Here is a 24,461-nt window from a genome sequence, read left to right on the forward strand (position 1 = left end):
AGCAGAGGGTTAGTAGCACTCGGCGACGATGGTCACGCCCGAGGGGACAGAGCCTTTGGCTTGCCCCTCGTTGACGGCGCGGCGGCATTGCTCAGCTGTGGGAGTGCCGGGAAGGTCGAGCTTGACTGTGGAGGTCGGTACGGGCTGTGGCTGCTGCACCGAGATGCTGATTTCCCGGCTGTAGCGGCGTCCGGTCATCCATCCGCTATTCACCGCGATGGCGACGAGGAGCGCGAGGCTCACGACACTGGCCAGCCAGACTGCGGCGTGCGCCCACCAGCGGGTGCCCTTGTCGGACAGCATCAGGTTGTACAGGCCAACACAACCTGCGAGTGCGGCACAAGCGGCCAGGAAGAACAGCACCCCGAAGAGTGCCTGCCAGATGGTCATGAATCGTCTCCAGGGGGTTTGGAGGGTTGGGGTGTGGCCCGGCCTCCCGCACCCCCTGCAGAGAGGCCGGGCCACGTTGCGTGGCGAGCGTGTTGTCGGGGGACTCCAGCTCAGCGGCACGCAGCACGCCGCCGTGAACAGCGTGCGTTTTTGGGTGGCGGCCGGTCCTGGCCCATCGCCAGATCCAGGGCCGGCCGCCACGAGCTCAACACGGCACGGGGAAGTCCGCGGAGCAGCGCACCCCGCCAGGTGCGCGTCTGGGAATGTCTAAAGGTGTCTAGGCGACGGCAGCTTTGGCCTCATCGGGCAGGTAGTTCATCTCGTACTCGATCCGTGCGAGGACCCGGTAGTCGTAGACGTTGTAGCGGCCGATCGTCCCGAGGGGCTTGATCTTTCGGCGAGAGATCCACGACCGGACAGTGCCTGCCGGGATGCCGAAACGTTCCGCGGCCTGCGAGGGAGTGACGACTTCGGAGGGGTCAATGTCTGGATCGATCTCGGGAGGCATGGTCACCCCCGAAAACGAAAAAAGCCCCTCGGAGAAGAACCTCCAAAGGGCACACCTGCGGTCGAGAGCTATCGTTGCAGAAAAACCTGATCTTGTCTATTGGGCGCGCGAGAGGACGTATCTCCTCCCCTCGCGCGCCCCGAGAATTACCTGCGGATGAAGCCGTTGACAACCATCGGCAGGGAGGCGTCCACACCTGCCATGTTCAGCACTCCGGCGTCGGCTGGGTCTCCGATGGAGTAGCCGTTGGCTGCCATGGAGGCGACCACGACGCGGGCGTTCGAATTGATGGCTCTGCGGTAGGCGGTGAGGGCCTGGGAAGCGTGGGAGCGGCCTGCCCAGGTCTCATTGTCGGTGAAGCAGATGATGCCATCCACGTTGAGATGCTCGCGCTGTGCCCAGGTGAATGGGAGCGACAGGTCGGTGCCGCCGCCGGACGGCCGCCAGGAGGCGATCTCGCGCAGGTTCGTGCGCGGAGTCACCTTGGAGGCGTGGACGGACGTGTCGACGTCGATGACGTGGACGTTGCCCTTCTCGATGCGGGCGAGCATGACGGCCATGGCGCAGCCCACCTCGTATGGGGTGCCGATTGGTGAGCCGCCTACGTTGACGCCGTAGGGGCCGCTGCTGCTCATGGAGCCGGAGGAGTCGACGGCGACGAGGAGCCGCTTGCCGGACGGCTGCACGGTGCCGAAGGACAGCTCGTAGGTCTCCTCCAGGGCGTCGGAGATGGCTGGTACGGGCTGCCAGGTGTGGCGGTCGGCTCGCGGGTTGGGCTGGCTCTGCCCGGAGTTGTAGACACGCAGGGCGAGCCAGGCGTCCATGGGGTGGATGCGGGCGCGCAGGAGTGCGTCGGCGTTGGTGAGGCGTGCGACCGCTCTCCGGGTGGCGTCGCCCATGGGCTTGAGCGTGCCTATGCGGGTCATCCTCGCGAGGTTGCGGATGAGGGCGGTCATGCCGACGGTGTCGACGAGCGCCTCCCACACCGCGGGCTCACGGAGCATGGCGTCGGGAAGGAACTCCCACGGCACCCGCGCCTCGGTGACGACGCGGATCGCCTCCGCTGGCGTGGTGACGGCCTTGGCGGTGAGGAACCTGTCGACGGCGGGCAGCTCGTCGCGGGCCTCGTCGTCGGAGATGTTGCCGGCGATCCAACCGAACAGGATCCGACGCTGGTCGGTGTCCGCGGCCGGGTGGGCGATGCGCAGCGCGTCGCGTAGGGAGAACGCCTCCCCGCTGGGCGTCTTGCGCTGCATGGCCTTGCAGGCGCGGAACGCCACCGCGTCGGGCTCGTCCCGCAGGAACCACGAGGCGAGGGCCGTACGAAGAGCGCGGCCGACGACGAGGCTCGTGCCGTTGCGGGAGGGCTTGCCGCCGAGATTCTTCAGGTAGCCGACGAACATCGCCAGGTGATCCGTAGTGCGGACGACCTGAGGGAAGGCAGCCTTGACCGCCTTGCGGGTGTCGAGGTCACCACGGGCGAACGCCGCGGCGAGAGCGAAGATGGCCGGACGCTGCTTGGGTGCCCGCGGCGGGTGGGCCGTGGAGATGTCGCAGACGAGGTCAACGACGCGGGAGCCATCCTCGGCGATCGCGGCGAACAGCACGTCGGCGTTCTCTGCGGTCAGCTGGTCCTGGCCGACGTAGTAGGTGCCGCCGGTGGTGCCGAGGATGAGGAAGTCCTCCAGGCGGGTCCAGGTGTCCTTGTCGAAGACGTACCCGCCGGCGTTGTTGAGGACCTGGTCGGTGCGGCCGGGGATGCGCTGGTTCTGCGGCGTTGCGATCGTGGAGATCCCAGCGAGGGGGTCACGGGCCATCAGTGTTCTCCTTTGTTCGACCCGCCTGGGGGCGGATATGGGAAAGGGGAGAGCGGATGCGGTGGCTCCGGCCGGCTGTGCCCTGCCAAGTTGGGCGACGGGCCAGGCGAGCTGACCCGACAGGATTTGAACCTGCATTCACTGTGAGTGATAACCGACCGGATTCGACCCGCTCTCCCCCTGCTCGTCAGCCTTGTCGGCGGTGCGGATGTGGGGGCTCCGACCGGCGTTTAGGTGTCCTGGGCCGCTAGACGACGGGCCTGCGCGGTAGGCCCGGCAGGATTCGAACCTGCGTCACCCGCTTGGAAGGCGATAACCGATCGATACTCGACCCGCACCGCCGACAAGGCTGACGAACGATCAGGTCTGGAACCGGCACGGATGTGGGGATGCCCACCGGCTTTTTACGGCGCTCTGCCAACTGAGCTACACCCCGCGAATGCAGGGCGACGGGACTCGAACCCGCGACATCCGGCTCCCAAAGCGATAACCGATGATGCTTCGACCCGTGCCAGCACCAGACCTGACCAGTTCATCGAGCCGGGAGTGGGAGCGGATATGAGGGCAGACACCGGCGAATCCAAGCCTGATAACCGATGTCCTTCGACCCGCACCTACTCCAAGCCCGATGAACTGCGTGCAACGCTACCGATTCCCCTGAGGTGCCACACCTGGATTTCCGGGCGTCTTAGACGATGTCGGGAAATGTAATCGCATCCCTCCGAGCGATGCGATTACGCGGCGCGCCGTCGGCGGTAAGCACGTTGGGCGGCGACCCGCCGGCAGGACGTCGAGCAGTAGGCGGAATCCTCGCGGGGGTGTTCCCGGCCGCGGCCGTCGTCTTGCCACCGGAATTCGCGTCCGCAGTCCGGCAGAGTGCACGTCTTGAGGTCGGGCAGGGTTCCGCGGCCGAGGCAAGTGGGGCAGGACTCGCTCATGATGCCCGCCGAACGGCTTGGACGGCGAGGAGAGCGTCGGCGACGTGACCTTCGTACTCGTCGAGGGTCATGACCTTGGGGCCGCCTCGGTTTTCTCCGCAGCTGCTGTTGCGGCACTCGATGCGGTCCTCGCCCTCCAGTTGGGAGAGGGTCGCGAGGTGGCATTGGGGGCAGCGCAGCGTCTTAGGGACACGGCGTGGTTCCGTCTTGGCTACGCCCGACAGCTTGTTGTGCCACTCGATGACCTCGTCGCCGAACAACTGGGCCACCTCAGCGCGTCCGAGGATGCGTTCAGCGCGGGCGGTCAGCCACGCGCAGCCGTAGGTGAGGGAGTCCACCAGGAGGCCCTGCCGGGCGAAAGAGTCGACTTTGAGGTAGTCGGCCCGCCAGGAGCGGAACCAACCGTCGAGGGCGTCCAGCTCGTCCAGGGCGGGTGACGGGGAGGGCGGTTCCGCGGAGCCGGACACGCGCGGTTCGGAGGATGCCCCGCGCATCCCGTCGCACTCGCGCAGGTAGACGCACGCCAGCACATCCAGCTGCGACAACTGGGCTTTGATGCCGTAGACACAGGCGGAGCAGTAGACGGGCTCACCGTAGATGGGGTAGGCCAGGCGCGGCGTGGCCGGCGGCTCCGGCAGAACGAGCGGGGCGTGCCACCGGCTCGACTCGGCGTCGTAGGTGGCGAGGGCGTGCTGGTAGGTGCGGACCTTACGCCGGTTGGCGTTCATGCACTGGCCCTGGCACCAGGAATCGATGTCGTCGTACACGGTGGAGCCTCCCCGAGGTCGTACGCTTTGCAGGAGGCTTCGTGATCAGCGGTGGTCGGCGAGGCGGTCGAGGTGGTGGAGCGGCTCTCCGAGGACAGCGGGGAGCCGTTTCCGCTTTCTAGCGTCCGGAGCGCTCCAGTTCTTCCCGGCCCTCTTGAGCGAGCCAGGTGCCGACATCGACGAGTTGCTCGCCATCGAGCTCTACGCCGATGGCCAGCAGGTAGGACCTGCCTGAGCGGGGGCCGCGGTGGAGTTGCACTCCGGGCAGGCGTGGATGGCTGAGTATGAGAGGAGGGGATTCGACCATGATGAGTCATTTTCTCAGCTGCGGGACGGTTCCCTTACAGCTTGGCCGCCGGGTTCTTGTAGCTGGCGCTCCACCAAGCATCGGCTTCGTTGAAGCTCATCTCGGGAATCTCCTGGTACTCGGCGGTGATCCTCCACCATTCAGGGATGTCGCCAGGGGTGACGGAGACGCCTTCCTCGTCGGCGAGGCGGTGGATGGCCTCGGCCTGGGTGGTTGTGATGGTGGGTCCGTCTACGGCGAACTGGCGGGAGCGTCCGATACGGCGGGCGTCGGCTGCGGCGAGGAGGCTCACGGCGATCTCCAGGGACTCGACTCCGACGATGTGGATGACGATGCGCGTATCGCTCATCGGGTCGCCTCCCCTGAAGGAGCTGCCGTCGTCACGCACTGCCTGCACGGCTTTTTGCCTGCTGCACAGGCGTCTGCCTCGGTCACTGGCAGGATGCCGTGGAGCGTGTATCCGGCCTGTTCGCTGCCTCGACGGCCTGCCTGAAACCCTTCGCACTCCTCAGTCAGGTGGTAGTAGTCGCTGGCCTTGGTTGTGATGAACACTTGGCTCCTAGAGAGGGCGATGGCTCAGTGGCGTTACTTGGCCCCGTTTGTCCTTCGGGCCGGGCTGGGCCAGGTCTTATGGTTGCTCTCCGGTGTGGAAGCGCTGCAGGAAGACCGAGACCAGCTCGCGCGTCCGCTGGCTGGTTAGCACTCTGTGGGCGCCTTCGGAGCACACGTTGGCCTGCAGGTGGAGGATGTCGTCGAAGGCTCGGAGCAGTCCAGTAGTGACCTTTGCCATGTCATGCTCGCCCCAGACCTTGCTGGATAACTGGACCAGCCAGTCGAGGATCTGCGCAGAGTCAAGGCACTGCTTCAGATCGACTTCATAGGTGCTGCGCTGGTTCGTGTCGAAGAGCTCCAGTGCGAGGCGGTCTGGGTCGAGACGCCAGCCGTCCCATACCGTGTCGGCGATGACGTTGTTGTCGTAGAAGCGACGCCGGGCGCGAAAGTCCGCGTCTACCTTCTCGGAGAACTCGTCGAGGCTGTAGACGCGAAAGTCGGGGGTTTCACTCACCAACCCATCTTCCCTGGTAGCTGTGGCTCTCGCAGGCAGTTACGGTTTCCGCTTCCCGTTCGAGATCGACAAGCCGAAGCTGATGAACCCCACGACGAACGGGAACAGGGCTGTGATGCCCAACCTCCACTCTCCCGCCCAGATCCATGCCAGCAGCATCGCTATGGCAACAGCGAACAGGACGAGCGCGACCCACAGGGCAGGGCCAGACGGGTTGGCTTCGGCCTCCTGGGTCTTGATGCTCCACTGGCTGGGAGGCAGTCCAGCGTCGCGTAGCGCCTGCACGACGGCGCTGTACTGATCCTCGGTCACGTCGGTGACCGTGATTCTCAGCGTGGTCACGGCTTCCACTCTTGCCGGTAGTCGGGGTGGTCGGAGTACACGGCGGCCTCGGCCTTCACCAGTCCTTCGAGTACGGACAGCATCGCCGTGAGGTAGTCGTCCTCGCGGCGCAGTGCCTGGAGGCGGACGCTCGGCAGGCCCTCCCCGGCCCACACGCCGGTTCGGTTCTCGTGCTCAACGTCGGCGTCCAGTTCCGCCTTCGCGGCGGCGTGGGCCTCCTCAGCGCGCAGCAGCCGCTCGTACTGGTCGAGCAGTTTCTGCTTGACCCCGACCTCGCGCAGCACGCGAGCCGGGTCGTGGCGGGCGATGTGCCGCCTGTCCCACTCATGCTGAACCGTCCCTACGTACCCCAGCTTGCGCAGGTGGTAGTTCTGCGCGATAGCGCGAGCCTCGACGTGGATGCAGCCAGGGATTTCATCCGCTGCCCATGGGGCGCCACCCGCGCTGTCTGCTCGTCCTCGCCGAAGCGGGCCTTCAGGAAGGCTGCCAGGTCGTCGGCGATGGCCTGGCGGAGCTCCGCGGTACGGTCTGGGGTCAACGCGCCTCCTCGGGAGAGGCGGGCGCCTTGCCGATCCGCGCGAGCAGCCCGTTCACAGCCTCCACGGTGGTGGCGGCGACGAGGCCGTTTTCTCCACAGTCGACGTCAACGCCGAATCGGCACTTCGGCGAGCGCTGGAGGTGCCACGCTCCCACGTACGGGTCTTGAGAGGGGTCCTCGACGTTGAAGTCGAACGTCATGTCCTCCGGATACTCGGCCTGCCAGGCACCTATGCCGTCCTCGGTTTCGATGACGACGGTCACGCGCTTGGCCTTGGGAACAGACTTCATCGGCGGTTCTTCCTGCGGGTGCGGCGGCGGTACTCAGTCTTCATTGCCCGACGCGCAAGCTGGCGGGCCGCCAGGAGCTCACGCATCTCCGGTGTCCTGATGATCTTTGCGATGGCCTCATAGGCAACAGTGGCGTCACGGATCATCTGCTCGGCAACTGGTCGCATCGCCTCCATGAACGCCTGGAACTGCGCCACCATCACTTCGCCCGCTCGCCGCACGGCTTCGGGGTCCGCCTGCGGCATCCACAGGTTGGCCAGTGGCAGCGCTTTGGGTTCCGCGGGTTCCTCGACGGTCCACCTCATGGCGTCTTCACTGACGGTGTAGTCGTCCAGGCAGGCGTTGATCGCGGCGAGGACGCCGTCAGGGTTGCTCAACGCTCCCCCTCGGCCCGGACAGCTTGGACGACGGCGGGCGCAAGGGCTCCGGCGAGTTGAGTCAGCACCGGCCCGCGCTGTTCCTCCGGGACTCCATCGAGGCGGTCGAGAACGCTGGCCACCGGTATGCCGAGGGCGGTCGCGGTGGGCGCGAGCAGGTCCACGATGACTACGGGGTTCACTTCATCGCGTGGTGTTCGGTTCAGTTCGTCGAGCCGTTGGCGAACATCCGCCTGATCCTGGCCGGTGTCGGCAGAGATGCGGGACGCCAAGACGGCGAGGACGTCGTCAGAGGTCATCGCGGTAGCCATTCGCTCGAACGTACCGCTTCCGGGCCTCTCTGACGGCATACAGGAAGTCTCCTCGGTCCCGGCCTGCGAAGTACTCCAGGGCGAGGATCCGCTCCTCGGGGCTCATGGCGTCGATGAATCGAGACAGGTCAGCGGACGCCTCAGCTGGAGTGTCGTCAAGGATGTCGCCGATCTGCTCGGCGAGGAGACTGAGCTCGTCAGGAGTGACCTCTGCTGAGATGCACCTCTTGAACCACGCTGGGGTGTGGAGTTCCAGGAAGACAGAGCCGCCCGAGGCGGTAAGGGACATGTCCGTGGCGCGGACGTCTCGGAAGGTCCACCACCACGCAAGGCGGTCGAGCAGGTGTGGGCGTCTGCCCCATAACTCAGGCATGGGCTTTCTCCTCGGGTGCGGCCGGCATCTCAACCGGGTCGCGGCTGTCGAGCCACTCCGTGAGGGTGTCGCGGAGCTGGGCTACCTGGGTGCGGTCGAGGACGACCACGCCGCCTTCGCCGTCCTCTTGCGTAACCCAGAGGCGGGCGTAATCTACGGAGGGGCCATCGTCAGTGCTGGCGCCTCTCACAGAGGGGTGGCACCAGTTCGGGATGGCACAGAACGACACGTGGCCGCCGCGGGGATCCGCAGCCGACGGGTTGATGTGGGAGCCCTGATAGATGATGGGCGGCAGGTTCCCGCACGAGCACGCGGCCTGACGGTCGCGGCGCCAGTACTGGCCGCCGCCGGTCGCGTCCCACCCTGACATGTCGGCTTCCTGCTCGGTGAGCTCCACGTACTGGGCGCATCCGCCGATGGTGTGGCTGTCGTCGTCGATCGACAGCCAGGTGCCGTAGATACTCACAGGCTCCTCCGAGCCGTAGGGGATGCCTCTCAGTGTGCCGTGCCAGCCCACGGGAGACGGGCTGGCAGGCGGAGCGATCAGGAGCAGGCCTCTTCAGCGAGCTCGACCTCCCAGTCGCGGATGTGCGGGTCGTCGGTGGAGGCACCGCGGGCGAGTTCCTCAGCGATCGTCAGGGCGGTGATGGCGCCGTTGTAGTCGTAGCAGCCAGGGCGGCCGGTGACAGTCCACTGGCCGTCAGGCTGCTTCTCGGCGACCACGTCGGTGGCGTCAGAGGTGATGCGGTCGGCGGTGGGGCGGATCGTCATTCGGCACTGCCCGGGGCGTCCACAACCGTCCACCCTTCAGCGGTCAGGTCAGTCCGCCACGAGTCGAGGTCCTTGGGCTGGGCGTAGCTGCAGTTGCCGTCGCTGTACTTGATGAGGTGCATGACGGAGCCGGGGCTCAGGCCGGGCACAGTATGGATGGTTGCGGTCTTCTCGGCGGTGGCCATGTCGAGTCCTTTCAAGATCGGTTGAGGTTGGTCTGGTCGGGTGTTCCGCAAGGCGGCCCTCCCCGTAGAGCCGCCAGACGCAGCAACCGGTCAGCTCTCCTCGACTCCTGCGGCAACGGGGAGGAGAAATCTCAGCCGGTTGGCCATGTCAAGCTCGCCCGCGTGGCGGGCAGCCTCCCCTGCCGAGGCGGCCATGCTCCGGGCAGCTCCGCCGTATAGGTGGGTGGCGGGGTCGTCGTCGAGGTCCGCGAGGAGTTGCTCGACCTCCTGGCGCACGTCGAGCAGGGCGCGACGCAGGTTGCCGACTGCACCATCGTGCTCCATTCCGAACCCCTGCTGGAGCAGGTGAACTGGAAGCTTGGGCACTTCGCCGTGGGAGGCCATGACGCTCCTTCGAGATTGTTGGGGTGAGTGGTCTGGCTGGTCGTTCTGCCCGCCGCTCCTCCGCGGTTAGGAGCGGCAGACACAGCAGCCGGTCAGGCGGTGGGGTGGGCGTCCAGGATGCCGAGGGCGGCGAGCAGGCGGGTCGCGGGCCGCACGTCGAGAGCGGTGGCGAGTGTGTTGGTCGGGGCGAGGGTCGAGGCGCCGGCCTCGACGTGCAAGGCGCAGGGCAGGTGGTCGATGTCACGGGCGGAGCTCAAGGTGTCCTCCGGGGGTAGCAGCTGGGTCTGACGTTCTGCCGGGCGCACCTCCGTGGAGGCGCGCCCGGCGCAGCGTCAGCGGGTGCCAGCGACGAGGAACGGCCGGATGTCGAACTCGGGGTCAAGCTCGGCGCGCTTCCAGGCCGCGTCCATGAATGCCTGGTTGGCCTTCATGTAGTCGTCCAGGCGGGCGGCGATCTTGTCGTCGTTCGCAGCGCGGACCTCGGCCAGGCCGAGGACCTTGGCGGGCATGCCCTCGATGCTGCTGTTGCAGCGGAGGGCGATGCGGAGGCTGCAGGCGGCGGCCTGGAGGGCGCGGGCGGCGATCCTGAAGTCGAGTTCGGCCTCCCAGATCAGGAAGCCGAGAGTGGGGGTGCCGTCAGCGTCGAGGGCAGTGGGGAGGGCGTCGGTGGCGGTCATGTCGTGCTCCTGAGGGGTTGAGGTCGAAAGTGGGACGGGTGCCCGGGGTCTCCCCCGGGCCGGGGCCCCGGTTAGAGGAGGGCCAGAGCGACGGTGACCGCGAGGTCCCGGCTCGCCCAGGTGGTGCTCTCCTCGCCGTGGACGGTGGTCAGGTCGAGGTCGTCCCGGTGGATCCAGCAGCCCTCCACGTCCAGGACGTAGCCAGCCTCGTGCTCGATGCGGACGCCGCCGTGGTCGCAGGGGATGACCACGATCTCGCCGACCTGCTCGACGTCCGCCCGCCAGTCGTTGATCTGACGGGGGCGGCGGTTGGCGTGGGTGAAGACGAGGCGCATGTCCTCGACCGACAGGTCCTGGCGGAGGGTGGCGAGGGCGCCGGGGCGGTGGTCGGCGCGGAGGTTGGTGATGAAGGTGGCGAGCATGGCGGCCTGCAGGTCGCGGGTGAGGGGCTGCTCGGTGGCGGTGGCGGTCATGTTGTTCTCCTTCGTTGTTCCTGCCGACACCTCTATTCTCAGCTCTAGCGCTGAGTTTTTCAAGAGGTCGAGACGCCTTCACCACAAGATTTTTTTTAGCCTTCCGAGCTGGCCTTGCGGGGCCTTCCAGGCGGCTTCCGCGCCGCCATGAACGCCCGCACGGTCGACTCGTACCACCAGGGCGTCCGTGCGTCATGGTGACCGTCAGGCCTGGGCGCATCGCCGCGAGACAGTCGGCCGCGCCAGGTAGACGGCTTCATACCCGCCAACTCTGCGACCTCGCTGGTCACAAGTTTCCGATCTTCATTTTCAGCAGCCATGGCCACATCCTGAACGCTGGCGCTGATGTTCTCAAATCAAGTCAATGGCATCAGCGACAAACCATGCCGGTGGCCGGCCATCGAGACGAACAGACACCATCCCCGTCCCGGCGTGATCCATGTCATGAGCCCCCACAACCTCCGCCGCCCCGATGCGGGGCTGTGCAACCACGTTCCCCTCCTTGCCGTCGGCGGTGCGCACACGGCACCCCGCGGGCAGTCGAGCGCGAAGCGGCTCCAGCATGTCGACCAGGTCGGCCGCGAAACCGGAGCCGCGAAGGTCACCGCACAGACTTACGGCTTCAGCCTTGGTGAAGCCGGGAAGCAGGTACTCCTGGCCGTCATATTCGAATTTCATGGCCCAGTTCATGTCACTCTCCCAGGTGAGGTGCGATGCCGTATCGGCCGCCCCCTTCCGGTAGCGGCCGACGTGGCAGCGGATTAGGCGGCGTCAAGGACAGCGAGGGAGCGAACGTAGGCACCGAAAGCGGTGGGCCGCTCGGCGGCCATCTTGGTGAGGACGTGGTCGGTGGCGACCTTGACGGCCCTGTCCCGCCTGGCGCCTTTGGTGACCAGCATGTCCGCGATGTGGTCGATGAGGCCGGTCACGGTGGCGACGGTCTGGCGGGCGGTGTCGATGTCCCTGGCGGTCATGTTGTTCTCCTTCGTTGTTCCTGCCGACACCTCTATTCTCAGCTCTAGCGCTGAGTTTTTCAAGAGGTCGGAAGGGAAAGATTCAAGATCAACTGATGGATACCCCGCCTTCTCCACCTTCTTCCTCCAGCAGCAAGTCCCCCTGCCCCGGCACGTGCCCGCCAGCGCGAACCCGAGCGAGCCGTACGCGTCGAGGACCCGACGTAATGCCCAGGGCTGCCCGACAGTCCGGGCCGATACCGATCTCCATCGAGATGGGGTCCTGAAGCTTGTGCCGGCAGATTCGGCACCGGTCCCGGAGAGGCTTGTCCGGGACCGGACCGTCGCCGAGGTCGAGCAGGGCCACGGCGTCTCGCCTGGGAAGTCGAGAGCCACCCGTTCGAGGAGTACAAGAGGCTCCCCTGGCTGGTACTCCCGCCGGTCGATGCCGAGGATCGCGGCGGCCACGTCGTCCGCGGTGACCGGTAGCACGTCCCCCAGGTAACGGGCGAGGTCGACGACTCGCCTGAGCGCCTGTTGGGCGTCGCACTGATGAGGGTCGCCGCGGTGGGCGCGTAGAGCTGCCGCGTCCTCCTCGGTGACGTCCTCCCCGCGGAGCTCGTCCACGGAGGCGAGCGGGGCGGGCGAGGGTCGCGCTGCTGCGCCGACGAGGGCAGCGCGGAGCCGGTCGAGGCGGTCCTGCTCGGACGGCGGGCCAAGCTCTCCCCGGTACTCCTTGTCGTAGGCGTCGGCGTCCTCGACCGTGTGGGCGAGGTCGTCACGGTTGACGACGACCAGGCCGTGCTCGGCGAGGGCGCCCAGGGCGAGCCGCGCCGCTTCGTCTGCCTCTCCCCCGGACAGACGGATAGGGATGCCTTCGACGGCCTGGAGGGTGGCGTTACGGCCAAGATGGAGTCTGAGGCCGTCGCGGATTGCGTCGGCGATCGCTTCAACGGGTTCCATGGTTGCCTCCCTTCTCGATCTCGTCGGCGACAGCAAGCAGCACCGCGATGACGCTGGTTCCCTCGACGAGGCGCGGGTGGCGGTCGATGAACCGCCGGGTGGCGGTGTGCCAAGGGCCGTCGTCTTCGGTGATCTCCCGGACCTGCCGGACGATCTCACGACGTTCGTGCTGGCGAACCAGCTCGCGGTATCTGCCTGTCATCTCCGACGTGAGCCCGCATGTGTCGCAGGAAGCGACGTCGCCGGTCCAGGTGACGTTCTTGTGGGCCTTGTTGAGGCACGCCCAGAAGCGAACGCGGAGATTGGCGAAGAGTTCGAGGAGATCCCACTCCTCCTCGGGGATGTCAGGCATGCTCGCCTCGCTCGATCCGGCCACACAGGATGCGGACGTCCTCGTACAGCGGGTCATCAGCGGCGGCGAAGTAGTGGCGCACCATGCGGGCGATGGCGGCGCGCTCCTCGGCGCGGACCTGCTCGCGGAGTTCCTCGACCAGACCAGCAACTCGATCGGCGATGTCGTAGATGTAGCCGCCGATCTCCGCTTCTGGGCCGGGTTGATAGTCCCGGTTCCAGAGAGTGGCAGCGATACGGGCGCGGAGTCCTCCGTCGGTGCGGGCGTTGTGGAGAGCAGTAGGTTCGGCCGTGAACCAGCCAGGTGGGGCGTCGGGGATATCAGCCACGGCGGCTCCTCCTGCGGCGGTGGTAGGCGGTCTTGACGGCGGACACAGCAGGCCAGCGGTAGCGGAGGATCTGCCAGCGGCGCCGCTGCCGGGCGAGGTGCTCGTACTTCGGCGGCTGAGTGGCGAAGAACGCTTTGGCGAACGAGTGCTGGTCTCCGAACGCCTCGCGGGCGGCTTCCCAAGGTGAGGCGCATGCAGCAGTCAGGCAAGCAAGACGCTCCAGGGTCTCGTCCTCGCGGGCGACGTCAGTCTCGTCGAAGGGCCAGGACGGCAAGGTGTAACGGGCGGCAGGTTCCTGTAGGGGGGTGGCGTCGACTAGGTCGAGAAGGTGCTGAACCATGGCCCGCGAGGAGTCGAACATTCCGCTGGTGATCACGGCGCCTCCCCGGGGCGTCCCTCGATGAGGTCTTGCATCCACTGCCGGACCGGGGCAAGGGCTTGGCGGTGGAGAGTGTCCATGTAGGCCAACAGGTCCACCGGGTCAATGCCGCGGCCGTCGTTGACGGCCTCCCGCACATAGCCCTTCAGTTCGGCCCAGGCCAAGCTGTAGTTGGTGCCCGGGATCGGCTTCGGCTGCCTCCACGTGCATTCGCTCGTTTCGTGACCCACAGGGCCTCCGCGTGTGTCCCCGCAGTTGGAGCAGTGGATGTTCCGGCGTCGAGGTTCAGTCATGTGACCTTGTCCTTTCGGAGGGTTGAGGCCCGCCCCACAGCAGGGGGCGGGCGGCGGATGACTTGGTCAGCTTTTGCCGTTTGCGATGGCGAGGAGGTCCTGAGCGTCCAGGTCACCGCGGTCGGCGGCGCGCTCGATCTCGAACTCGACATTCCGCCACTTGGTAGCGTCTTCCTTGGCGGCGTCCCGCTCGGTGCGGAGCCGCTCCACCTCGGCGAGGAGCGCGAACGCCTTGTCTCGCAGCCTCAACGGGTCGGTGTCGACCAAGAGGTCGAGCTCGTCGCGGGTCGGGAGGAGCATCGGCTCGGTCATTACTGGTGTCCTTGTCGTCGGGGGTAGGCGAGGTCAGCCGTAGTAGGCGCAGAGGAGCCAGCCGGGCTTCTCTTGCGTCGGCGTGATGCCGAGAACCGTCAGCGCGGCGGCGAGCTTGTCGTCCCACCCGTGCTCAGCAGGCGCAGCCATCAGGGCGGGCAGGTCGAGGACCTTGGACTCGCCCCACTCGACGGTGATGGTCTTCGTCACGAGGGCGTACATCGGGCCCCCGTCGTAGCCGTGGCCATAGAACTCCACGCCGAGACTGGCCTCCGCCTCACGCTTGCGAGCGAAGTAGCCGTCTACCCGCCAGTCGGTCTCGGTGAGACCTGACGCGGCGAGTAGCTGCTTCTCCGCCTGTTCCGTGAAGTCGCCGTTGTCCTCGTCGTACCAGGTGATCTTGGTGGGGTCGATGCCGTCGTACTCGTCGACTTCGCTGATGTTCCAGCCGTCAGCGCCTCCGAGGGCGTAGCCGTAGGCGAGGATTCCGGTTGGCGAACTGCCCATTATTGATCTTGTTCCTTTCAGGGGCCCGCCCTCGGGTGAGGGCGGGCGGGGAAGGTCAGAGGGCGGCGCGGTCGAGGGTGCGGGGGCTGCTCATGCCGCCGTCTCCTCGAAGAGGGAAGGCTGGTAGATCGCCTCCCGTGGTGTGGCTGGGTAGATGCCGGCCAGGTAGTCGCGGACCGGCCCCTGCCAGTCGAGGCCGAGGGCTGCGCCAAGTACCGCGGCGGCCACCGGCGGCGAGACGACATCGGCGGACTGCAGGAACTGCTTGGAACGGCTCCCCGCCCACGGGTAGTCCTCCGGGAACCCGGTGAGCAGTCCCGCTTGCGCAGCCGTCAGCGGGGCGCCATCGGAGACGCGTTTCCATGACCGCGCCTTACTGGTCAGGCACCAGGACGGGCCATCGGCGGAGAACTCGTTGCCGCCGCTCGTACGCCGCGCCCCGCGGGTGTTGACCCGCTCCCCAGCCGGCCAGCCCAGTGCCGCCGCCATCGACGTCGAGGGAAACCGCGCCCATGGCGGGGGCATTTCCTGTCGGGGCGGGGCGAACCGGCCCGTCGTCCACAGCGCCCGCATCGGCAACCCGGCCAGGTTCGGCGTGTAGTCGCGGGCGGCGACCAGGAACGTGCGGACTCGGGCACTCGCCACGCCGAGGTCCTGGGCGGCCACGGTGAGCACCGCCAGGAACTCCCAGTTCGCGGCCATCGCCAGTTCGGCGCCGATCTCCTGCCACAGCCGGGCCGCGGCCGGAACCTGCTCAGCCACGAGCACTTCAAGGTCGGGCAGCCGGAACGCGACCCGGAGCGTTTCGACCACCAGCGCCGAGCGGGAGTCGTGCATGTCGACGAGCGCCTCGGCGTACGCGTCGTCGTCCACCATCCCGCAGAAGTTGTCTCCGAGCAGGGTGAACGCTCGACTCATTGCCGGGAAGTCGTCCAGTCCCTTGCCGAGCCCGCTCCGGCTGAAGGGAGGGCATGGCGGGGTGATGACGGCGATGTCAACGCCGTGCATGCCGTCAGGGGCGAGGTCGAGCACGCTGGCCCGGGTGCGCGCGAATCCGGCCGCGGCGGCGGTTGCGTTCGCGTCGGGGTCGATGTCGTAGCCGTGGATTTGCTCGGTGATGCCGAGGATGCGGGCGCCCATGTCGAAGCCGCCGGGGCCGGCGAAGAGGTTGATGATGTTGGGGGTCATTCGGCGTCCTCGACGAGCCGGTAGCCGGTGCGGCGGGCCTGGCCGGTGCGGGTGGTGCCGCTGTCGTGGAGCTGGCTGACCTCGATGGCGCGGCGGCGGACGCCGCGGCCGTTGTCGTCGATGGTTTCCACGGTGACCTTGCCGTAGCCGTAGACGCCGTGGAAGCGGCCGGGTTCGCCGAGGACGCGGATGCGGCGGCCCTCGTCGAGGGGGTGGCAGGACTCGTAGATCTGGCCGGGCGAGACGGGCATGGGGGTCCTTTCGATATCGATGATCGATCTTGTGTTCGTTTTCTTGATCACTTTGGGAACTGGAGTTCAAACCGAGGGCCGCCGCAAGAGGCCCTGAAGTCCCTCCAGAAGCTCTAAACCGGTCGCCCCTCAGGCGTGACGGCGAACGCTTCGCCTCGCGGGAGCGTGGACTCTGGACGCCTTCCCGAGCCACTTCTGCCCCTCCGGTCACTGCACCCGCACCCGCGTCTTGCCGCACACCCGGCACTGCTGGGTGACCACTCGGCCGATCGCCTCGGTGACCTCCCACCGGTGGCGGAGGTGCATCAGGCCGGCGCCTCGGAGGTCTCCCCGCCCTGAGGGCGGACAGAGGCCGGGATGGGCTCGACGTGGGTCAGGGCGATGCCGCCCGGGTAGCCCTCGACGGAGACCACGGCCTCGCCCGACCCGAGCGTCCAAGCTGGGGTGCGGGTACGGGAAACGCGGCCCTCACCCTCACTCCAGCCCGGCCAGTAGCGGACCGGAGCCCCGACCGGGTGATCCGCGTTCCAGGAGACGGCGTCGTCCCGGTACCAGCACCAAGGCTTCCCCGCCTTCTCGGGGGCGCTCACGTGCTTGCGGGGGCCGTCGGATCGGCACAGCCCGGAGTGGCCTTCCTCGCTGGCGCACACATCCCCGTGCTCGCTCACCGCCCCACAGGCGGTCCACCCTTCGACGGTGCTCACTGCGCGAACACCTCGCCGCCGTTCTCGGCCGCGACCTGGCACGGCCACCCGTAGACGACCCCGTCCTCCCAGCAGACCGCGCAGACCCACATCGGCGGCTCGCCGGTGTCCGTCCACACCGGGACGTGGAACCGAGCCGGCAGCTTGCGCCGCTCCTCGATCGTCTCCGGCAGCTCGTCGTAGCCGGGGTGGTCGGGCGCCTCCAGGAGGATGGCGCGAACGTCCCGCCCGACCTCGCGGCGGCGGACCCTGACCAGTTCCTTGATCATGTGGGTGACGGTGTAGCTGCGGTACGCATCGGACTTGTGCTCCGTGACGGGCTCGACGAGGACAACGTGACCCTCACTGATCGAGTTGGAGACGATCACCTCCAGGTCTTCGGCGCAGGCCGTCGTCGGGTTGTACCGGCCATCAGGCCACGACACGCGGGCGACCGCGGGCGTGCGCTCGGCGCAGTCCTCGTTACGGCAGTAGACGATCTCGGGCGTCTCGGTCATCGGGGGTCTCCTTCGTTGATCTCGGTGGGGGTGAGGCGGACGACGTGGACGACCGGGCCGTTATCGATGCGGGCACGCCGCTCCAACTCGCGGGCCCACCCCTCGTCGGAGTTGCGCTCCGCCACCGTCCGGGCGATCACGGCGTCAAGCGCGTCCTGGGCGGCCTGCTCGCGGAGCCGTATGTACTTCGCTTCAAGTTCGGCGAGGCGGCCCAGCGCTTCGGTGTCCGGCACGAGCGGGGCCACGTTTGCGGACAGCACGCTGTGCTCCAGCGGGAACCGCGCCCACCCGATGAGCTGATCGGTCTGCCCTTTGGCGCGGCGGCCGACATCCAGGCGGGCGTTGCGCAGCTCGCAGAACCGCTGCCATGCGGCCTGCTGCTCGGCCGTCAGGGCGTCGTGCCAGCGGGACCGGTCGAGAGGCTTCGCCGGCGGCGGCCACGGCAGCTGCTCCTGGAGCCGCTTGATCTCCGCCGTGAGTGGCGCCCGCACCGATGCGGACAGGCTCACGTACAGGCGGTCCATCTCGGCGACCTCGTCGGCGGTCAGGTAGTGCTCGGCGCCTTCCGGTACTCGCTCCAGCGGCAAGCAGGCCGTACGGACCGACCGTTCGGCAGCAGCCGCCCACTCCTCACGGGAAGGCCAGACGCGGGTCACGCAGGCACCTCTTCGGCGGCTTCGACGGCGGCGTAGTACTCGCTGAGCTTCACCGGCTCCCAGACCGCCAGGTCGACCTGGCTTTCAGGGATCGGCCGCGGCCAGGTCACGTACAGGACGCCGCCCATGACCTGCATCCCGCAGGTCATGAAGGAAGCGCCCGCCAAGCAGTTCTTCGGCATGCCGGGGACCTCGTCACGCGGATCCGGCCTCTTGAGCTCGTCCAGGCGGGTGTTGGCGGTCTTGCCTGCCTTGGTGGTAAGGCGGGGCACGAGGTAGCCGTGGGTGCGGTGGATGCGCCACCCGGGCGGTACTTCCTCGTTCTCGTTGTGCTCGACGCCGAGGATGGCGCTGGAGGCGGTGCTGAAGTAGACGCTGCGGCCGGTGAGAGCGTGCTCGTCGAGGAAGTCCTCGACCCGCGCCCGCCAATGCTGGGTAGCAGCGTCGGAGTCGTCCCAGATCTTGAGCACGTCGGGGTGAGCGCTGCGGTAGACGGTCTTGTCTGTCATCAGAACTCCTTGTCGTTGATCTTGGAGGTGGGCCTGGCGATTCGCTCAGCGACCTTCAGGCACGCTTTGCAAGTCGGGATGCGGTCCTCGCCGTCGTCGTCGCGGTCGACGCCGCGCAGCGGGTCCTTGTTGCGGCGGCCGGAGGTGACCTTGGCGGGCGTCTCGCAAAACACCTGCTTGGCCTTGCGGCGGAGACGGCCGAGGTACAGGTCCTCTTGGGCCACGATGTGCTCGCGGCCTGACTGGTAGCCGCTCTCCCAGTGGCCGAGGGTCCAGTTGTGACCCACGCTCACCGTGATGGGCAGCCGGTCCCGCAACTGGCGCCAGGCCGCCTCCTTGGCCGCGTAGGCGTCGGCAGCGGCCCGCTGGAGCGCTTCGTGGTCCTCGCGGGCCTTCTCCTGCCGCTCGCGGACGGCGGCCGGGGTAGGCCGGTTGGGCTCGGCGTCGAGCGCCATGTCGAGGAGAGTGATCTCCCAGCTGTGCAGCCAACGCACACCAGGGAAGTCCCGGCCGAGAACCGCAGTGGCCCACTCGGGGTAGAAGGGCATGCAGCCGATGCGATTCAGAGCGCACGGGTCGATCAAGCCCGCCGACCGGCGGCGAGCCTCGGCGCGCATCTCGTTCAGCTGGTCAGCGGTGAGCGTGGTTGCCGTGTCGCTGTCGCTTGTCAGAGCTGAGGTCATCGCGCTTCTCCTTCCTTGGTGATCTTGTTAGGGGTGGGCGGGTCCGGCGGACCCGGCCGTGTCAGCAGGCGGTTCAGGACGGCGAGCAACCTGTCCAGGTCCGTCGGCTGCCGCGGCAACGGCCGCTCCGGGCGGAGCCGCTCTGCCTCCAGACGGCGTATGCGGTCCCGGAGCTCATCGATGACCGGCGGCTGGCGCGTCACGGGATATCTCCGGTCTTCTCAGCGGCCTTGAGGGCAGCCGCCCCGTCAGCGCACGCCTGCTTCGCCGCGGCAAGCGCCGCAGCGTGCCGTTGAGGGTCACCCACGACGCGCGGCCCTGGCCTTTGCGGGTCCAGCGGGGCCGGAACCAACTCCGCCGGCCGGGCCTGCGGGTCAACGACCAGCCGCACCAGGCCGACAAGCGCCTGAGGCCAGGTCTGGCCGTGGACCTTCGCGTCCACCAGGGCGGCCTGCACGTCGTTCGCCACCCAGTCACGGCGGACCGCGAGGGCCAAAGCAATCAGCTCGGGTACCGCGGTGAGGATCTCCGGCTTGTCGTCGGTCTTCGTCACGACGGCCGCCTGCTCAGGTCGACGAGCTCGCCGGGCGCCATCCACCCGGCGTCGAGCAGCGTGCCGACGATGCGGCTCGCCAGGGCCGAGACAGTCAGCTCGACCGGGAAGTCGGGGAACGCGTCCGGGTCGACGGGCTGCCCGGTGACGAGGTGGGCGTGGGCCTCGATGAGGCTCTGGACACTCATCTCGGCGAACGCGATCGGGGTGTATCCCCGGTCGTAGGCCTGCTGGGCGAGTGGGCTGATGTCGGTCATGCGGTCCTCCGTTCCGGAGTGAGTTCGGGGTAGTCGGCGAGTACGAGGCGGGCGACGGCGATGGTCAGTGCTTCACCTCGCGGCGAGTCGCGCCCCTTGGCGGCCGCTTCGGCCTTGACGGTCTCGGTGTAGGCGGGGACGCGGGCCAGCACCTGGTTCACGATCTTGAAGGCGGTGGAGTAATCGAAATCGGCCGAAGGCTCGCGGCGCTCGGCCGCCTCCCCTTCCACCTCAGCCCCGTACGGCGAGCACCCCGAGTCTTGGCTAGGTGAGTGGCTAGGTGCATGGCTAGGTGGGGGGCAACTCCTGCCGGTGGTTCCGGTAACAGTTGCCGGTGGTTCTGGTAACAGTTGCCGGTGGTTACCGACCGGTAATGGATTTTCCGGGGCGTTGCCCACAGGGTTTCCCACAGATTCGGGGCCGTTTTCCACAGGACCACCGGCATCTCCTGCCGGTGGGGCACCCTCCGAACCACCGGCAGGAGATGCCGGTGCCTTGGTGCGCTTCTGCCTCGTCTTCGGCGCGGGCGGAGCCATCTCCTCACCGCCCTGAGTGATCCGGCGACGCTTCGGATCCCACATCGCGACCCGGCTCTCCAGGTCCTCCGGAAAGGTCAGCTGGTACTCATCCGCCTTGTCCCGCAACCCCGTTGCCGAGGCGTGGAAAGTCCGTGCGATGAGGCCGATATCACGCAGCTTGGCCAGCGCGTCCCGAACCGTCCGCTCCCCCAGTTCGGTGTCCTTGATGAGCAGCGCCTCGCCAGGGCGCACGTCAGAGCCATCCGGGCTGGCGTAGTTCGCCAGCGTGTAGGCAACGAGCTTCACCGTGGACCCCAGCAGGCACCTGGCGACAACCGTTCGCCAGGTCAACGGGTCCATCGGTTCCAGCCCGTCCGGGAGCGTGCTCATGAAGTCCTTCAAGGAGTGCTGAAAGGTGGTCTTGGGGCGGTGCGGAGCGGCACGCACGCGGCGGGCCGCTCCAGCGGGGTGTCACTCCGTGGGGTACTCATCGGGCAGCTGCATGCCGGGGAGCTGGGGGCTGACCGCGCCGAGCAGGTTCGGCTTCAGGTGGACCTTGCATCCGGCCTCGCGAGCTTGCGCGACGATGCGGGCGACCCACTCGAACGGCGGCGCGAACGCGGGCACAGTGCCGGTCGGCTGGTAGGTCTCGGTCTGGGCGCCGATGACGACCCAGTCGAACATCGACAGGTCGGTGAACTCCAGCGGCTCCTTGAGAGGCTCAAGGGATAGCCACTTCACCTTGACGTCGCCGATGTTCCTGAACGCGTCCTCGGCAATCCGGACGCGTTTTTGCTCATCTACGGAGGTGCCGACCCATGCGCCGGGCGGCATGTCGAGACCGACGTAGCGGGCCGGAAACTTGGTGAGGGTTATGTACTGCCATCGGGGGTTGGCGCACATGGACGTGTGGACTTGGGTGATCCACTCGTCGGGCACCCAGCGGCCGTACAGGTCCGCCATGGAACAGACAAACACGCGCTTCCATGCACAGTCGGGGCCGTCGCAGGTCACGCACGGGTGGTCGCGATGTGCAGCAGGCACGACATGATTAGCCGGCGCGTCAAGCCGCTGGTGGTGAAACAGTGGAGTAAACCCCGCCGGGTAATACGGCTTAAGCCGCTCGCTGGTGGCTCCAGCACGCGCATAGCAGTAGTCACAGCCGTGCAGGCACCCTGTGACCGGGTTCCATGTCCATGCCGCCCAGGACACTCCGTCCCCGTCACTGTTGTTAAAGGTTGCCCTGCTTTGCGGCTTCGGGTAGAAAACCTCGCGGCCGTCATGAGTGCGGAGAGTGAGCATCGCCTGGCCAGGCTTCTCGGGCTCAGGCTTCGGCTCTATGCGGATCCGCTGCTTACGCTGCTTGTCCGCGGCATCGAGGGCCATCTGCCCGATGCGGACCTTCTCAGCGAGATCAGGCGCGTCCCGTTGAAGCGCCTTCGCTCGCTGCACGGTACGACCCGAAGCACCTACGGCTCGGGCCGCCATGGTGGTGGATTCACGCTCGCGTCTATCGGCGCTGACAGGCTTCGGCTCCAATTCCCGCCGATCGGCGGGAATTACTTCACCGTTCGTAGTCGTCAACTTCGCAGAGTCACCAATCGGGCGGCCTCTCCTCGTTGCCTCCGCGAACATGGGCTCAAGCACCAGCGCCACCATGGCCTTCTGTCCTGGATTGAGGTCCCGCCGCCGCTCATTGAGATCCACGATCATGTTGAGGATCTTCAGCTCGGTGTAGTGCGAACCGACCGCCTCGAATACCGGGTCAACAGCAGCGATCTCGCACGCCCGGTACCGGTTACGGCCGTCGATCAACACCGTCTTGTCGTGGTTCAGAATGATCGGCTCTCGCAGGCCGTTGCGCTTGATGCTGTCGACCAGCTTGTCGAACTCCTCGCCCTCGATCAGCGGGTAGGCGTCCGCCGCAGGGTGAACCTCATACGGCCCCAACTTGGTCACGTGTTCTCCTGGATGTAATCGATCAGTTCAGGGGCGGGGTGGAACCATTCGCCGTGTGATCGGTGCTCGGCGAAACGCTCGTGTAGGCGCCGCTCTTCGGGCTGTCCGACGCCTCGGATGGTGCCGAGGACGTGTAGCTGAACGGGGCTCATGAGCTGGATCGCTGCCAGTCGCTCCCACGGGTCGCGAGAAACGCCGATCTTGATCGGACCGCCTTCGATGCCTTGGATGAAGTAGACGTCCCGCGCATCCCCCGCCTCGGCGTCCGCCTGTTGCGGAGCCCAAGGGTTGTTACGGCTCGGCTTGCCGGGCATGGGCAGGAAGTCGACGTCCGCGACTCCGAAGTTGCGGAGGTAAGGAGCTACGAAGTCCCGCTGGACAGGCCGCTTAGTGAATGTCGCGACGCCCCCGTGCTCCATGACTGTGACGTGCCAGAAACCATCAACCGTGCTGGGAGTGACCTCAGCTTTGACCCACGGCTGGCCGTGGCGGCCATAGGCGTGGAATGCCACTTTCTGGTCACCCGCGCTTAGCGCGTCTCCGAGTTTTGTCATGGGAACTTCTTTCCGTGGAGTTCGCAGTGGCAGGGGTGACACACCGCGATCATGTTTTCGGGGACGTCGAAGGTGCCCCAGGGCGGATAACGCAGGTGGTGCGGCTCGGTTGGCGGCCACTCGTGACACCGCTCGCATCGGCCTGCGGCCCGCTCGAACACCTGGGCGCGAATCTCCAAGAACTTGGGGTGCCTCAGGTATTCGCGGTAGGAGCGATACGGCGGGTTCTTCATGACGCTTCCCAGAGAGGGAGAGGCGTGCTGGCCTGCTCGCGGAGCTCCTTTTTCGTGAGGAACAGCGCCCGCTTCGTCTCCTCGAACTGGTGAGGGTCCTGACCGAGCCACGCCATCGCGGCTGTTCTGCCGATCCTTTTGAACGCCGTCCTCACCACGGACTCCGTCGAGCCGCGCCACTTCGCCGCTGTGGACAGCAGGTAGGCCCACTGAGCGTCGTCTCGCTCAATCGCCGCGAGGAGCAAGTCGCGATAGTCCGGAAGAGCGTCCTGCTGTGCGCCGACCAGGCCGAACCATGCCTGTCGTTCTTCCAGGTCCAGTCGCTTCAGTCCGGCCGGGTTGCAACCCATCGTGGACAGGCTGCGGAACCAGCCCGTACGGTCGACGATCTCTTGGGCGAAGCTGTCCCGCATTGCCCACTCGGTCATGGCGTTCGGGTCGTTGAGCGCCAGGATGGCATCGGTGCGCTCGATGAAGCCCACCGAGGCGGTGTGACCGCTGGCGTTGAGCACGCGCACCCTAACGCGATCACCAAGGCGCCACAGGTTGTAGCTGTGCTGGACGTAGCCCATCCAGGGGAGCTGCGCGGTGAGGTTGCTCAGGAGACGGTCGTAGGTGGCGGGCTGGATCTCGTAGAGGACGACCTCAACAGGCTTCGCTGAGCAGGCCGCGTGGTAGGCAAGAATCCCCGGAGAGCATGCCTTGCGCCACTCCACTCCATCCACGGGGGCGGCGTCGCCTGCGCTGAGGTCGATCCACCCAAGGCGCTCGACTGCCCTGAGGCGCCCAGCCGCGCCAACCTCTTGGCCCACGAAGCTGCTCATCAGCTCATGCTTGGCCCAGGTGCGCCAGCTTCGGCCAACGTCGAGATGCTTGGTCATGACTCTCCTGTAGGGGAAGTGACTTATTTCTACTATACGCAAAGCGACTTTGCGCTCTATATGGCAAACTGACTTGCATGACAGTGGCGTGCGACCATGTGCGTATGACGACGGGCACCCTGATTGCGAAGCTCCGCGCACACCGCGCGGCCAAAGAGCGCCTTGATCAGGCCCGGCGCGAACTTGACGAAGAGATCACACGCGTTGTGGACTCTGGCGAATGGCAGATCATCGACGTGGCTGAGGTCACCGGATGGTCCCGCGAGACGATCCGAGCGATCGTTGCGCGTGTCCACGAAGCTGCCTCTTCGCCTCCTGCCGGCTCCTCTTCTTGAGTCCCTCCCCGAGAAGGGGAGGGCGGAGAAAGACGTGGTCATGATGCGCCTCCCGCCAGGTCGAACAGGGCGTCCTGGGCAG

General features: G+C 67.0%; 42 protein-coding genes. 1 reads left to right on the forward strand and 41 read right to left on the reverse strand.

All coding sequences use genetic code 11. From position 1 onward, the window contains the following. Nucleotides 1-9: 9 nt before the first annotated feature. The 41 genes from AB0N02_RS42955 to AB0N02_RS43155 all read right to left on the reverse strand — a co-directional run bounded on the left by AB0N02_RS42955 (nt 10) and on the right by AB0N02_RS43155 (nt 24,044). Complete coding sequence (locus AB0N02_RS42955; RefSeq protein WP_363959857.1) at nt 10-390, reverse strand: hypothetical protein; 381 nt, start codon at nt 388-390, stop codon at nt 10-12. Between the two features lie 277 nt (nt 391-667). Next, nucleotides 668-898, reverse strand: a complete 231-nt coding sequence (locus tag AB0N02_RS42960) for a helix-turn-helix domain-containing protein (RefSeq protein ID WP_363959972.1) — start codon at nt 896-898, stop codon at nt 668-670. Between the two features lie 146 nt (nt 899-1,044). After that, entirely contained in the window at nt 1,045-2,715 is a 1,671-nt protein-coding gene (locus AB0N02_RS42965) for a TROVE domain-containing protein (protein ID WP_363959860.1), read from the reverse strand. 934 nt (nt 2,716-3,649) lie between these two features. Then, the gene (locus AB0N02_RS42970) at nt 3,650-4,420 is read right to left on the reverse strand and encodes a hypothetical protein (protein WP_363959864.1); all 771 of its coding nucleotides are present in this window, start codon (nt 4,418-4,420) and stop codon (nt 3,650-3,652) included. Nucleotides 4,421-4,538: 118 nt separating this feature from the next. After that, complete coding sequence (locus tag AB0N02_RS42975; RefSeq protein WP_363959867.1) at nt 4,539-4,679, reverse strand: hypothetical protein; 141 nt, start codon at nt 4,677-4,679, stop codon at nt 4,539-4,541. Between the two features lie 82 nt (nt 4,680-4,761). Beyond that, a complete protein-coding gene (locus AB0N02_RS42980) occupies nt 4,762-5,076 on the reverse strand; it encodes a hypothetical protein (RefSeq protein ID WP_363959870.1) in 315 nt (104 codons plus the stop codon). A 279-nt stretch (nt 5,077-5,355) separates the two neighbouring features. Further along, nucleotides 5,356-5,793, reverse strand: coding sequence for a hypothetical protein (locus AB0N02_RS42985; RefSeq protein WP_363959873.1), 438 nt, complete (start codon nt 5,791-5,793; stop codon nt 5,356-5,358). Between the two features lie 39 nt (nt 5,794-5,832). Beyond that, nucleotides 5,833-6,135, reverse strand: coding sequence for a hypothetical protein (locus tag AB0N02_RS42990; RefSeq protein WP_363959876.1), 303 nt, complete (start codon nt 6,133-6,135; stop codon nt 5,833-5,835). After that, on the reverse strand, nt 6,132-6,548 hold the full coding sequence (locus AB0N02_RS42995; RefSeq protein ID WP_363959975.1) for a DUF6221 family protein: 417 nt from the start codon (nt 6,546-6,548) through the stop codon (nt 6,132-6,134). Before AB0N02_RS42995 ends, AB0N02_RS42990 begins: the two co-directional genes overlap by 4 nt. A gap of 121 nt (nt 6,549-6,669) precedes the next feature. Next, complete coding sequence (locus AB0N02_RS43000) at nt 6,670-6,963, reverse strand: hypothetical protein (protein WP_363959878.1); 294 nt, start codon at nt 6,961-6,963, stop codon at nt 6,670-6,672. Further along, the gene (locus tag AB0N02_RS43005) at nt 6,960-7,340 is read right to left on the reverse strand and encodes a hypothetical protein (protein ID WP_363959881.1); all 381 of its coding nucleotides are present in this window, start codon (nt 7,338-7,340) and stop codon (nt 6,960-6,962) included. Before AB0N02_RS43005 ends, AB0N02_RS43000 begins: the two co-directional genes overlap by 4 nt. Then, nucleotides 7,337-7,651: a hypothetical protein gene (locus AB0N02_RS43010; protein ID WP_363959884.1), complete on the reverse strand. Its 315-nt coding sequence runs from the start codon at nt 7,649-7,651 to the stop codon at nt 7,337-7,339. The genes AB0N02_RS43005 and AB0N02_RS43010 overlap by 4 nt, the downstream gene beginning before the upstream one ends. Next, nucleotides 7,629-8,024, reverse strand: coding sequence for a hypothetical protein (locus AB0N02_RS43015; RefSeq protein ID WP_363959887.1), 396 nt, complete (start codon nt 8,022-8,024; stop codon nt 7,629-7,631). Before AB0N02_RS43015 ends, AB0N02_RS43010 begins: the two co-directional genes overlap by 23 nt. Next, on the reverse strand, nt 8,017-8,490 hold the full coding sequence (locus AB0N02_RS43020) for a hypothetical protein (protein WP_363959889.1): 474 nt from the start codon (nt 8,488-8,490) through the stop codon (nt 8,017-8,019). Before AB0N02_RS43020 ends, AB0N02_RS43015 begins: the two co-directional genes overlap by 8 nt. Before the next feature lie 77 nt (nt 8,491-8,567). Continuing rightward, nucleotides 8,568-8,795, reverse strand: a complete 228-nt coding sequence (locus AB0N02_RS43025) for a hypothetical protein (protein WP_363959892.1) — start codon at nt 8,793-8,795, stop codon at nt 8,568-8,570. Next, nucleotides 8,792-8,944, reverse strand: coding sequence for a hypothetical protein (locus tag AB0N02_RS43030; protein WP_363959895.1), 153 nt, complete (start codon nt 8,942-8,944; stop codon nt 8,792-8,794). Before AB0N02_RS43030 ends, AB0N02_RS43025 begins: the two co-directional genes overlap by 4 nt. Nucleotides 8,945-9,070: 126 nt before the next feature. Then, nucleotides 9,071-9,346 carry a hypothetical protein gene (locus AB0N02_RS43035; RefSeq protein WP_363959897.1) on the reverse strand — a complete coding sequence of 92 codons (276 nt, stop codon included), beginning with the start codon at nt 9,344-9,346 and terminating at the stop codon, nt 9,071-9,073. Between the two features lie 110 nt (nt 9,347-9,456). Further along, on the reverse strand, nt 9,457-9,621 hold the full coding sequence (locus AB0N02_RS43040; RefSeq protein WP_363959900.1) for a hypothetical protein: 165 nt from the start codon (nt 9,619-9,621) through the stop codon (nt 9,457-9,459). A 75-nt stretch (nt 9,622-9,696) separates the two neighbouring features. Continuing rightward, nucleotides 9,697-10,041 carry a hypothetical protein gene (locus AB0N02_RS43045; protein WP_363959903.1) on the reverse strand — a complete coding sequence of 115 codons (345 nt, stop codon included), beginning with the start codon at nt 10,039-10,041 and terminating at the stop codon, nt 9,697-9,699. A 71-nt stretch (nt 10,042-10,112) separates the two neighbouring features. After that, a complete protein-coding gene (locus AB0N02_RS43050) occupies nt 10,113-10,514 on the reverse strand; it encodes a hypothetical protein (RefSeq protein WP_363959906.1) in 402 nt (133 codons plus the stop codon). A gap of 351 nt (nt 10,515-10,865) precedes the next feature. Further along, the gene (locus AB0N02_RS43055; RefSeq protein WP_363959909.1) at nt 10,866-11,204 is read right to left on the reverse strand and encodes a hypothetical protein; all 339 of its coding nucleotides are present in this window, start codon (nt 11,202-11,204) and stop codon (nt 10,866-10,868) included. Nucleotides 11,205-11,275: 71 nt separating this feature from the next. Continuing rightward, nucleotides 11,276-12,430, reverse strand: coding sequence for a hypothetical protein (locus tag AB0N02_RS43060; RefSeq protein ID WP_363959912.1), 1,155 nt, complete (start codon nt 12,428-12,430; stop codon nt 11,276-11,278). Beyond that, entirely contained in the window at nt 12,417-12,782 is a 366-nt protein-coding gene (locus AB0N02_RS43065) for a hypothetical protein (protein ID WP_363959915.1), read from the reverse strand. Before AB0N02_RS43065 ends, AB0N02_RS43060 begins: the two co-directional genes overlap by 14 nt. After that, entirely contained in the window at nt 12,775-13,110 is a 336-nt protein-coding gene (locus AB0N02_RS43070; RefSeq protein WP_363959918.1) for a hypothetical protein, read from the reverse strand. The genes AB0N02_RS43065 and AB0N02_RS43070 overlap by 8 nt, the downstream gene beginning before the upstream one ends. Continuing rightward, on the reverse strand, nt 13,103-13,486 hold the full coding sequence (locus AB0N02_RS43075; RefSeq protein ID WP_363959921.1) for a hypothetical protein: 384 nt from the start codon (nt 13,484-13,486) through the stop codon (nt 13,103-13,105). The genes AB0N02_RS43070 and AB0N02_RS43075 overlap by 8 nt, the downstream gene beginning before the upstream one ends. Then, entirely contained in the window at nt 13,483-13,719 is a 237-nt protein-coding gene (locus AB0N02_RS43080; RefSeq protein ID WP_363959924.1) for a hypothetical protein, read from the reverse strand. Before AB0N02_RS43080 ends, AB0N02_RS43075 begins: the two co-directional genes overlap by 4 nt. 129 nt (nt 13,720-13,848) lie before the next feature. Then, the gene (locus tag AB0N02_RS43085; RefSeq protein WP_363959926.1) at nt 13,849-14,094 is read right to left on the reverse strand and encodes a hypothetical protein; all 246 of its coding nucleotides are present in this window, start codon (nt 14,092-14,094) and stop codon (nt 13,849-13,851) included. Nucleotides 14,095-14,127: 33 nt separating this feature from the next. After that, the gene (locus AB0N02_RS43090; protein WP_363959929.1) at nt 14,128-14,601 is read right to left on the reverse strand and encodes a hypothetical protein; all 474 of its coding nucleotides are present in this window, start codon (nt 14,599-14,601) and stop codon (nt 14,128-14,130) included. A gap of 90 nt (nt 14,602-14,691) precedes the next feature. Continuing rightward, nucleotides 14,692-15,789 carry a DNA cytosine methyltransferase gene (locus tag AB0N02_RS43095; protein ID WP_363959932.1) on the reverse strand — a complete coding sequence of 366 codons (1,098 nt, stop codon included), beginning with the start codon at nt 15,787-15,789 and terminating at the stop codon, nt 14,692-14,694. After that, nucleotides 15,786-16,040, reverse strand: a complete 255-nt coding sequence (locus tag AB0N02_RS43100; RefSeq protein WP_363959935.1) for a hypothetical protein — start codon at nt 16,038-16,040, stop codon at nt 15,786-15,788. Before AB0N02_RS43100 ends, AB0N02_RS43095 begins: the two co-directional genes overlap by 4 nt. 305 nt (nt 16,041-16,345) lie before the next feature. Further along, entirely contained in the window at nt 16,346-16,744 is a 399-nt protein-coding gene (locus AB0N02_RS43105; RefSeq protein WP_363959938.1) for a hypothetical protein, read from the reverse strand. Next, a complete protein-coding gene (locus AB0N02_RS43110) occupies nt 16,741-17,241 on the reverse strand; it encodes a hypothetical protein (RefSeq protein WP_363959941.1) in 501 nt (166 codons plus the stop codon). Before AB0N02_RS43110 ends, AB0N02_RS43105 begins: the two co-directional genes overlap by 4 nt. Further along, nucleotides 17,238-17,897 carry a hypothetical protein gene (locus AB0N02_RS43115; protein ID WP_363959944.1) on the reverse strand — a complete coding sequence of 220 codons (660 nt, stop codon included), beginning with the start codon at nt 17,895-17,897 and terminating at the stop codon, nt 17,238-17,240. The genes AB0N02_RS43110 and AB0N02_RS43115 overlap by 4 nt, the downstream gene beginning before the upstream one ends. Further along, nucleotides 17,894-18,406: a hypothetical protein gene (locus tag AB0N02_RS43120; protein ID WP_363959947.1), complete on the reverse strand. Its 513-nt coding sequence runs from the start codon at nt 18,404-18,406 to the stop codon at nt 17,894-17,896. Before AB0N02_RS43120 ends, AB0N02_RS43115 begins: the two co-directional genes overlap by 4 nt. Further along, nucleotides 18,406-19,089, reverse strand: a complete 684-nt coding sequence (locus AB0N02_RS43125; protein ID WP_363959950.1) for a hypothetical protein — start codon at nt 19,087-19,089, stop codon at nt 18,406-18,408. The genes AB0N02_RS43120 and AB0N02_RS43125 overlap by 1 nt, the downstream gene beginning before the upstream one ends. Nucleotides 19,090-19,288: 199 nt before the next feature. Next, nucleotides 19,289-19,642 carry a hypothetical protein gene (locus AB0N02_RS43130; RefSeq protein WP_363959952.1) on the reverse strand — a complete coding sequence of 118 codons (354 nt, stop codon included), beginning with the start codon at nt 19,640-19,642 and terminating at the stop codon, nt 19,289-19,291. Further along, nucleotides 19,639-19,899: a hypothetical protein gene (locus AB0N02_RS43135; protein WP_363959955.1), complete on the reverse strand. Its 261-nt coding sequence runs from the start codon at nt 19,897-19,899 to the stop codon at nt 19,639-19,641. Before AB0N02_RS43135 ends, AB0N02_RS43130 begins: the two co-directional genes overlap by 4 nt. Beyond that, complete coding sequence (locus tag AB0N02_RS43140) at nt 19,896-20,807, reverse strand: hypothetical protein (RefSeq protein ID WP_363959958.1); 912 nt, start codon at nt 20,805-20,807, stop codon at nt 19,896-19,898. Before AB0N02_RS43140 ends, AB0N02_RS43135 begins: the two co-directional genes overlap by 4 nt. 81 nt (nt 20,808-20,888) lie before the next feature. Continuing rightward, the gene (locus AB0N02_RS43145; protein WP_363959961.1) at nt 20,889-22,376 is read right to left on the reverse strand and encodes a DUF5131 family protein; all 1,488 of its coding nucleotides are present in this window, start codon (nt 22,374-22,376) and stop codon (nt 20,889-20,891) included. Beyond that, nucleotides 22,373-22,930 (reverse strand): GIY-YIG nuclease family protein, encoded by a 558-nt coding sequence (locus AB0N02_RS43150; RefSeq protein WP_363959964.1) that lies wholly within the window; start codon nt 22,928-22,930, stop codon nt 22,373-22,375. Before AB0N02_RS43150 ends, AB0N02_RS43145 begins: the two co-directional genes overlap by 4 nt. Nucleotides 22,931-23,159: 229 nt before the next feature. Further along, nucleotides 23,160-24,044, reverse strand: a complete 885-nt coding sequence (locus tag AB0N02_RS43155) for a hypothetical protein (RefSeq protein WP_363959967.1) — start codon at nt 24,042-24,044, stop codon at nt 23,160-23,162. A 104-nt stretch (nt 24,045-24,148) separates the two neighbouring features. Here AB0N02_RS43155 and AB0N02_RS43160 point away from each other — a divergent pair, with 104 nt between their 5' ends. Beyond that, nucleotides 24,149-24,379 (forward strand): hypothetical protein, encoded by a 231-nt coding sequence (locus AB0N02_RS43160; RefSeq protein ID WP_363959969.1) that lies wholly within the window; start codon nt 24,149-24,151, stop codon nt 24,377-24,379. Nucleotides 24,380-24,461 lie beyond the last annotated feature (82 nt).

Origin of the sequence: Streptosporangium sp. NPDC051022 (assembly GCF_040683035.1) — a bacterium.
GTDB lineage: Bacteria > Actinomycetota > Actinomycetes > Streptosporangiales > Streptosporangiaceae > Streptosporangium.

What these genes read in the sequence shown, in the direction of transcription:
- AB0N02_RS42960 (WP_363959972.1), bottom strand. Translation starts at nt 898, where the DNA reads ATGCCTCCCGAGATCGATCCAGACATTGACCCCTCCGAAGTCGTCACT.
- AB0N02_RS43120 (WP_363959947.1), bottom strand. Translation starts at nt 18,406, where the DNA reads ATGACAGACAAGACCGTCTACCGCAGCGCTCACCCCGACGTGCTCAAG.
- AB0N02_RS43085 (WP_363959926.1), bottom strand. Translation starts at nt 14,094, where the DNA reads ATGACCGAGCCGATGCTCCTCCCGACCCGCGACGAGCTCGACCTCTTG.
- AB0N02_RS43065 (WP_363959915.1), bottom strand. Translation starts at nt 12,782, where the DNA reads ATGCCTGACATCCCCGAGGAGGAGTGGGATCTCCTCGAACTCTTCGCC.
- AB0N02_RS43010 (WP_363959884.1), bottom strand. Translation starts at nt 7,651, where the DNA reads ATGGCTACCGCGATGACCTCTGACGACGTCCTCGCCGTCTTGGCGTCC.
- AB0N02_RS43160 (WP_363959969.1), top strand. Translation starts at nt 24,149, where the DNA reads ATGACGACGGGCACCCTGATTGCGAAGCTCCGCGCACACCGCGCGGCC.
- AB0N02_RS42965 (WP_363959860.1), bottom strand. Translation starts at nt 2,715, where the DNA reads ATGGCCCGTGACCCCCTCGCTGGGATCTCCACGATCGCAACGCCGCAG.
- AB0N02_RS43015 (WP_363959887.1), bottom strand. Translation starts at nt 8,024, where the DNA reads ATGCCTGAGTTATGGGGCAGACGCCCACACCTGCTCGACCGCCTTGCG.
- AB0N02_RS42980 (WP_363959870.1), bottom strand. Translation starts at nt 5,076, where the DNA reads ATGAGCGATACGCGCATCGTCATCCACATCGTCGGAGTCGAGTCCCTG.
- AB0N02_RS43125 (WP_363959950.1), bottom strand. Translation starts at nt 19,089, where the DNA reads ATGACCTCAGCTCTGACAAGCGACAGCGACACGGCAACCACGCTCACC.
- AB0N02_RS43100 (WP_363959935.1), bottom strand. Translation starts at nt 16,040, where the DNA reads ATGCCCGTCTCGCCCGGCCAGATCTACGAGTCCTGCCACCCCCTCGAC.
- AB0N02_RS43050 (WP_363959906.1), bottom strand. Translation starts at nt 10,514, where the DNA reads ATGACCGCCACCGCCACCGAGCAGCCCCTCACCCGCGACCTGCAGGCC.
- AB0N02_RS43155 (WP_363959967.1), bottom strand. Translation starts at nt 24,044, where the DNA reads ATGACCAAGCATCTCGACGTTGGCCGAAGCTGGCGCACCTGGGCCAAG.
- AB0N02_RS43000 (WP_363959878.1), bottom strand. Translation starts at nt 6,963, where the DNA reads ATGAAGTCTGTTCCCAAGGCCAAGCGCGTGACCGTCGTCATCGAAACC.
- AB0N02_RS43055 (WP_363959909.1), bottom strand. Translation starts at nt 11,204, where the DNA reads ATGAACTGGGCCATGAAATTCGAATATGACGGCCAGGAGTACCTGCTT.
- AB0N02_RS42955 (WP_363959857.1), bottom strand. Translation starts at nt 390, where the DNA reads ATGACCATCTGGCAGGCACTCTTCGGGGTGCTGTTCTTCCTGGCCGCT.
- AB0N02_RS43150 (WP_363959964.1), bottom strand. Translation starts at nt 22,930, where the DNA reads ATGACAAAACTCGGAGACGCGCTAAGCGCGGGTGACCAGAAAGTGGCA.
- AB0N02_RS43110 (WP_363959941.1), bottom strand. Translation starts at nt 17,241, where the DNA reads ATGACCGAGACGCCCGAGATCGTCTACTGCCGTAACGAGGACTGCGCC.
- AB0N02_RS43045 (WP_363959903.1), bottom strand. Translation starts at nt 10,041, where the DNA reads ATGACCGCCACCGACGCCCTCCCCACTGCCCTCGACGCTGACGGCACC.
- AB0N02_RS43060 (WP_363959912.1), bottom strand. Translation starts at nt 12,430, where the DNA reads ATGGAACCCGTTGAAGCGATCGCCGACGCAATCCGCGACGGCCTCAGA.
- AB0N02_RS43135 (WP_363959955.1), bottom strand. Translation starts at nt 19,899, where the DNA reads ATGACCGACATCAGCCCACTCGCCCAGCAGGCCTACGACCGGGGATAC.
- AB0N02_RS43140 (WP_363959958.1), bottom strand. Translation starts at nt 20,807, where the DNA reads ATGAGCACGCTCCCGGACGGGCTGGAACCGATGGACCCGTTGACCTGG.
- AB0N02_RS43095 (WP_363959932.1), bottom strand. Translation starts at nt 15,789, where the DNA reads ATGACCCCCAACATCATCAACCTCTTCGCCGGCCCCGGCGGCTTCGAC.
- AB0N02_RS43090 (WP_363959929.1), bottom strand. Translation starts at nt 14,601, where the DNA reads ATGGGCAGTTCGCCAACCGGAATCCTCGCCTACGGCTACGCCCTCGGA.
- AB0N02_RS43025 (WP_363959892.1), bottom strand. Translation starts at nt 8,795, where the DNA reads ATGACGATCCGCCCCACCGCCGACCGCATCACCTCTGACGCCACCGAC.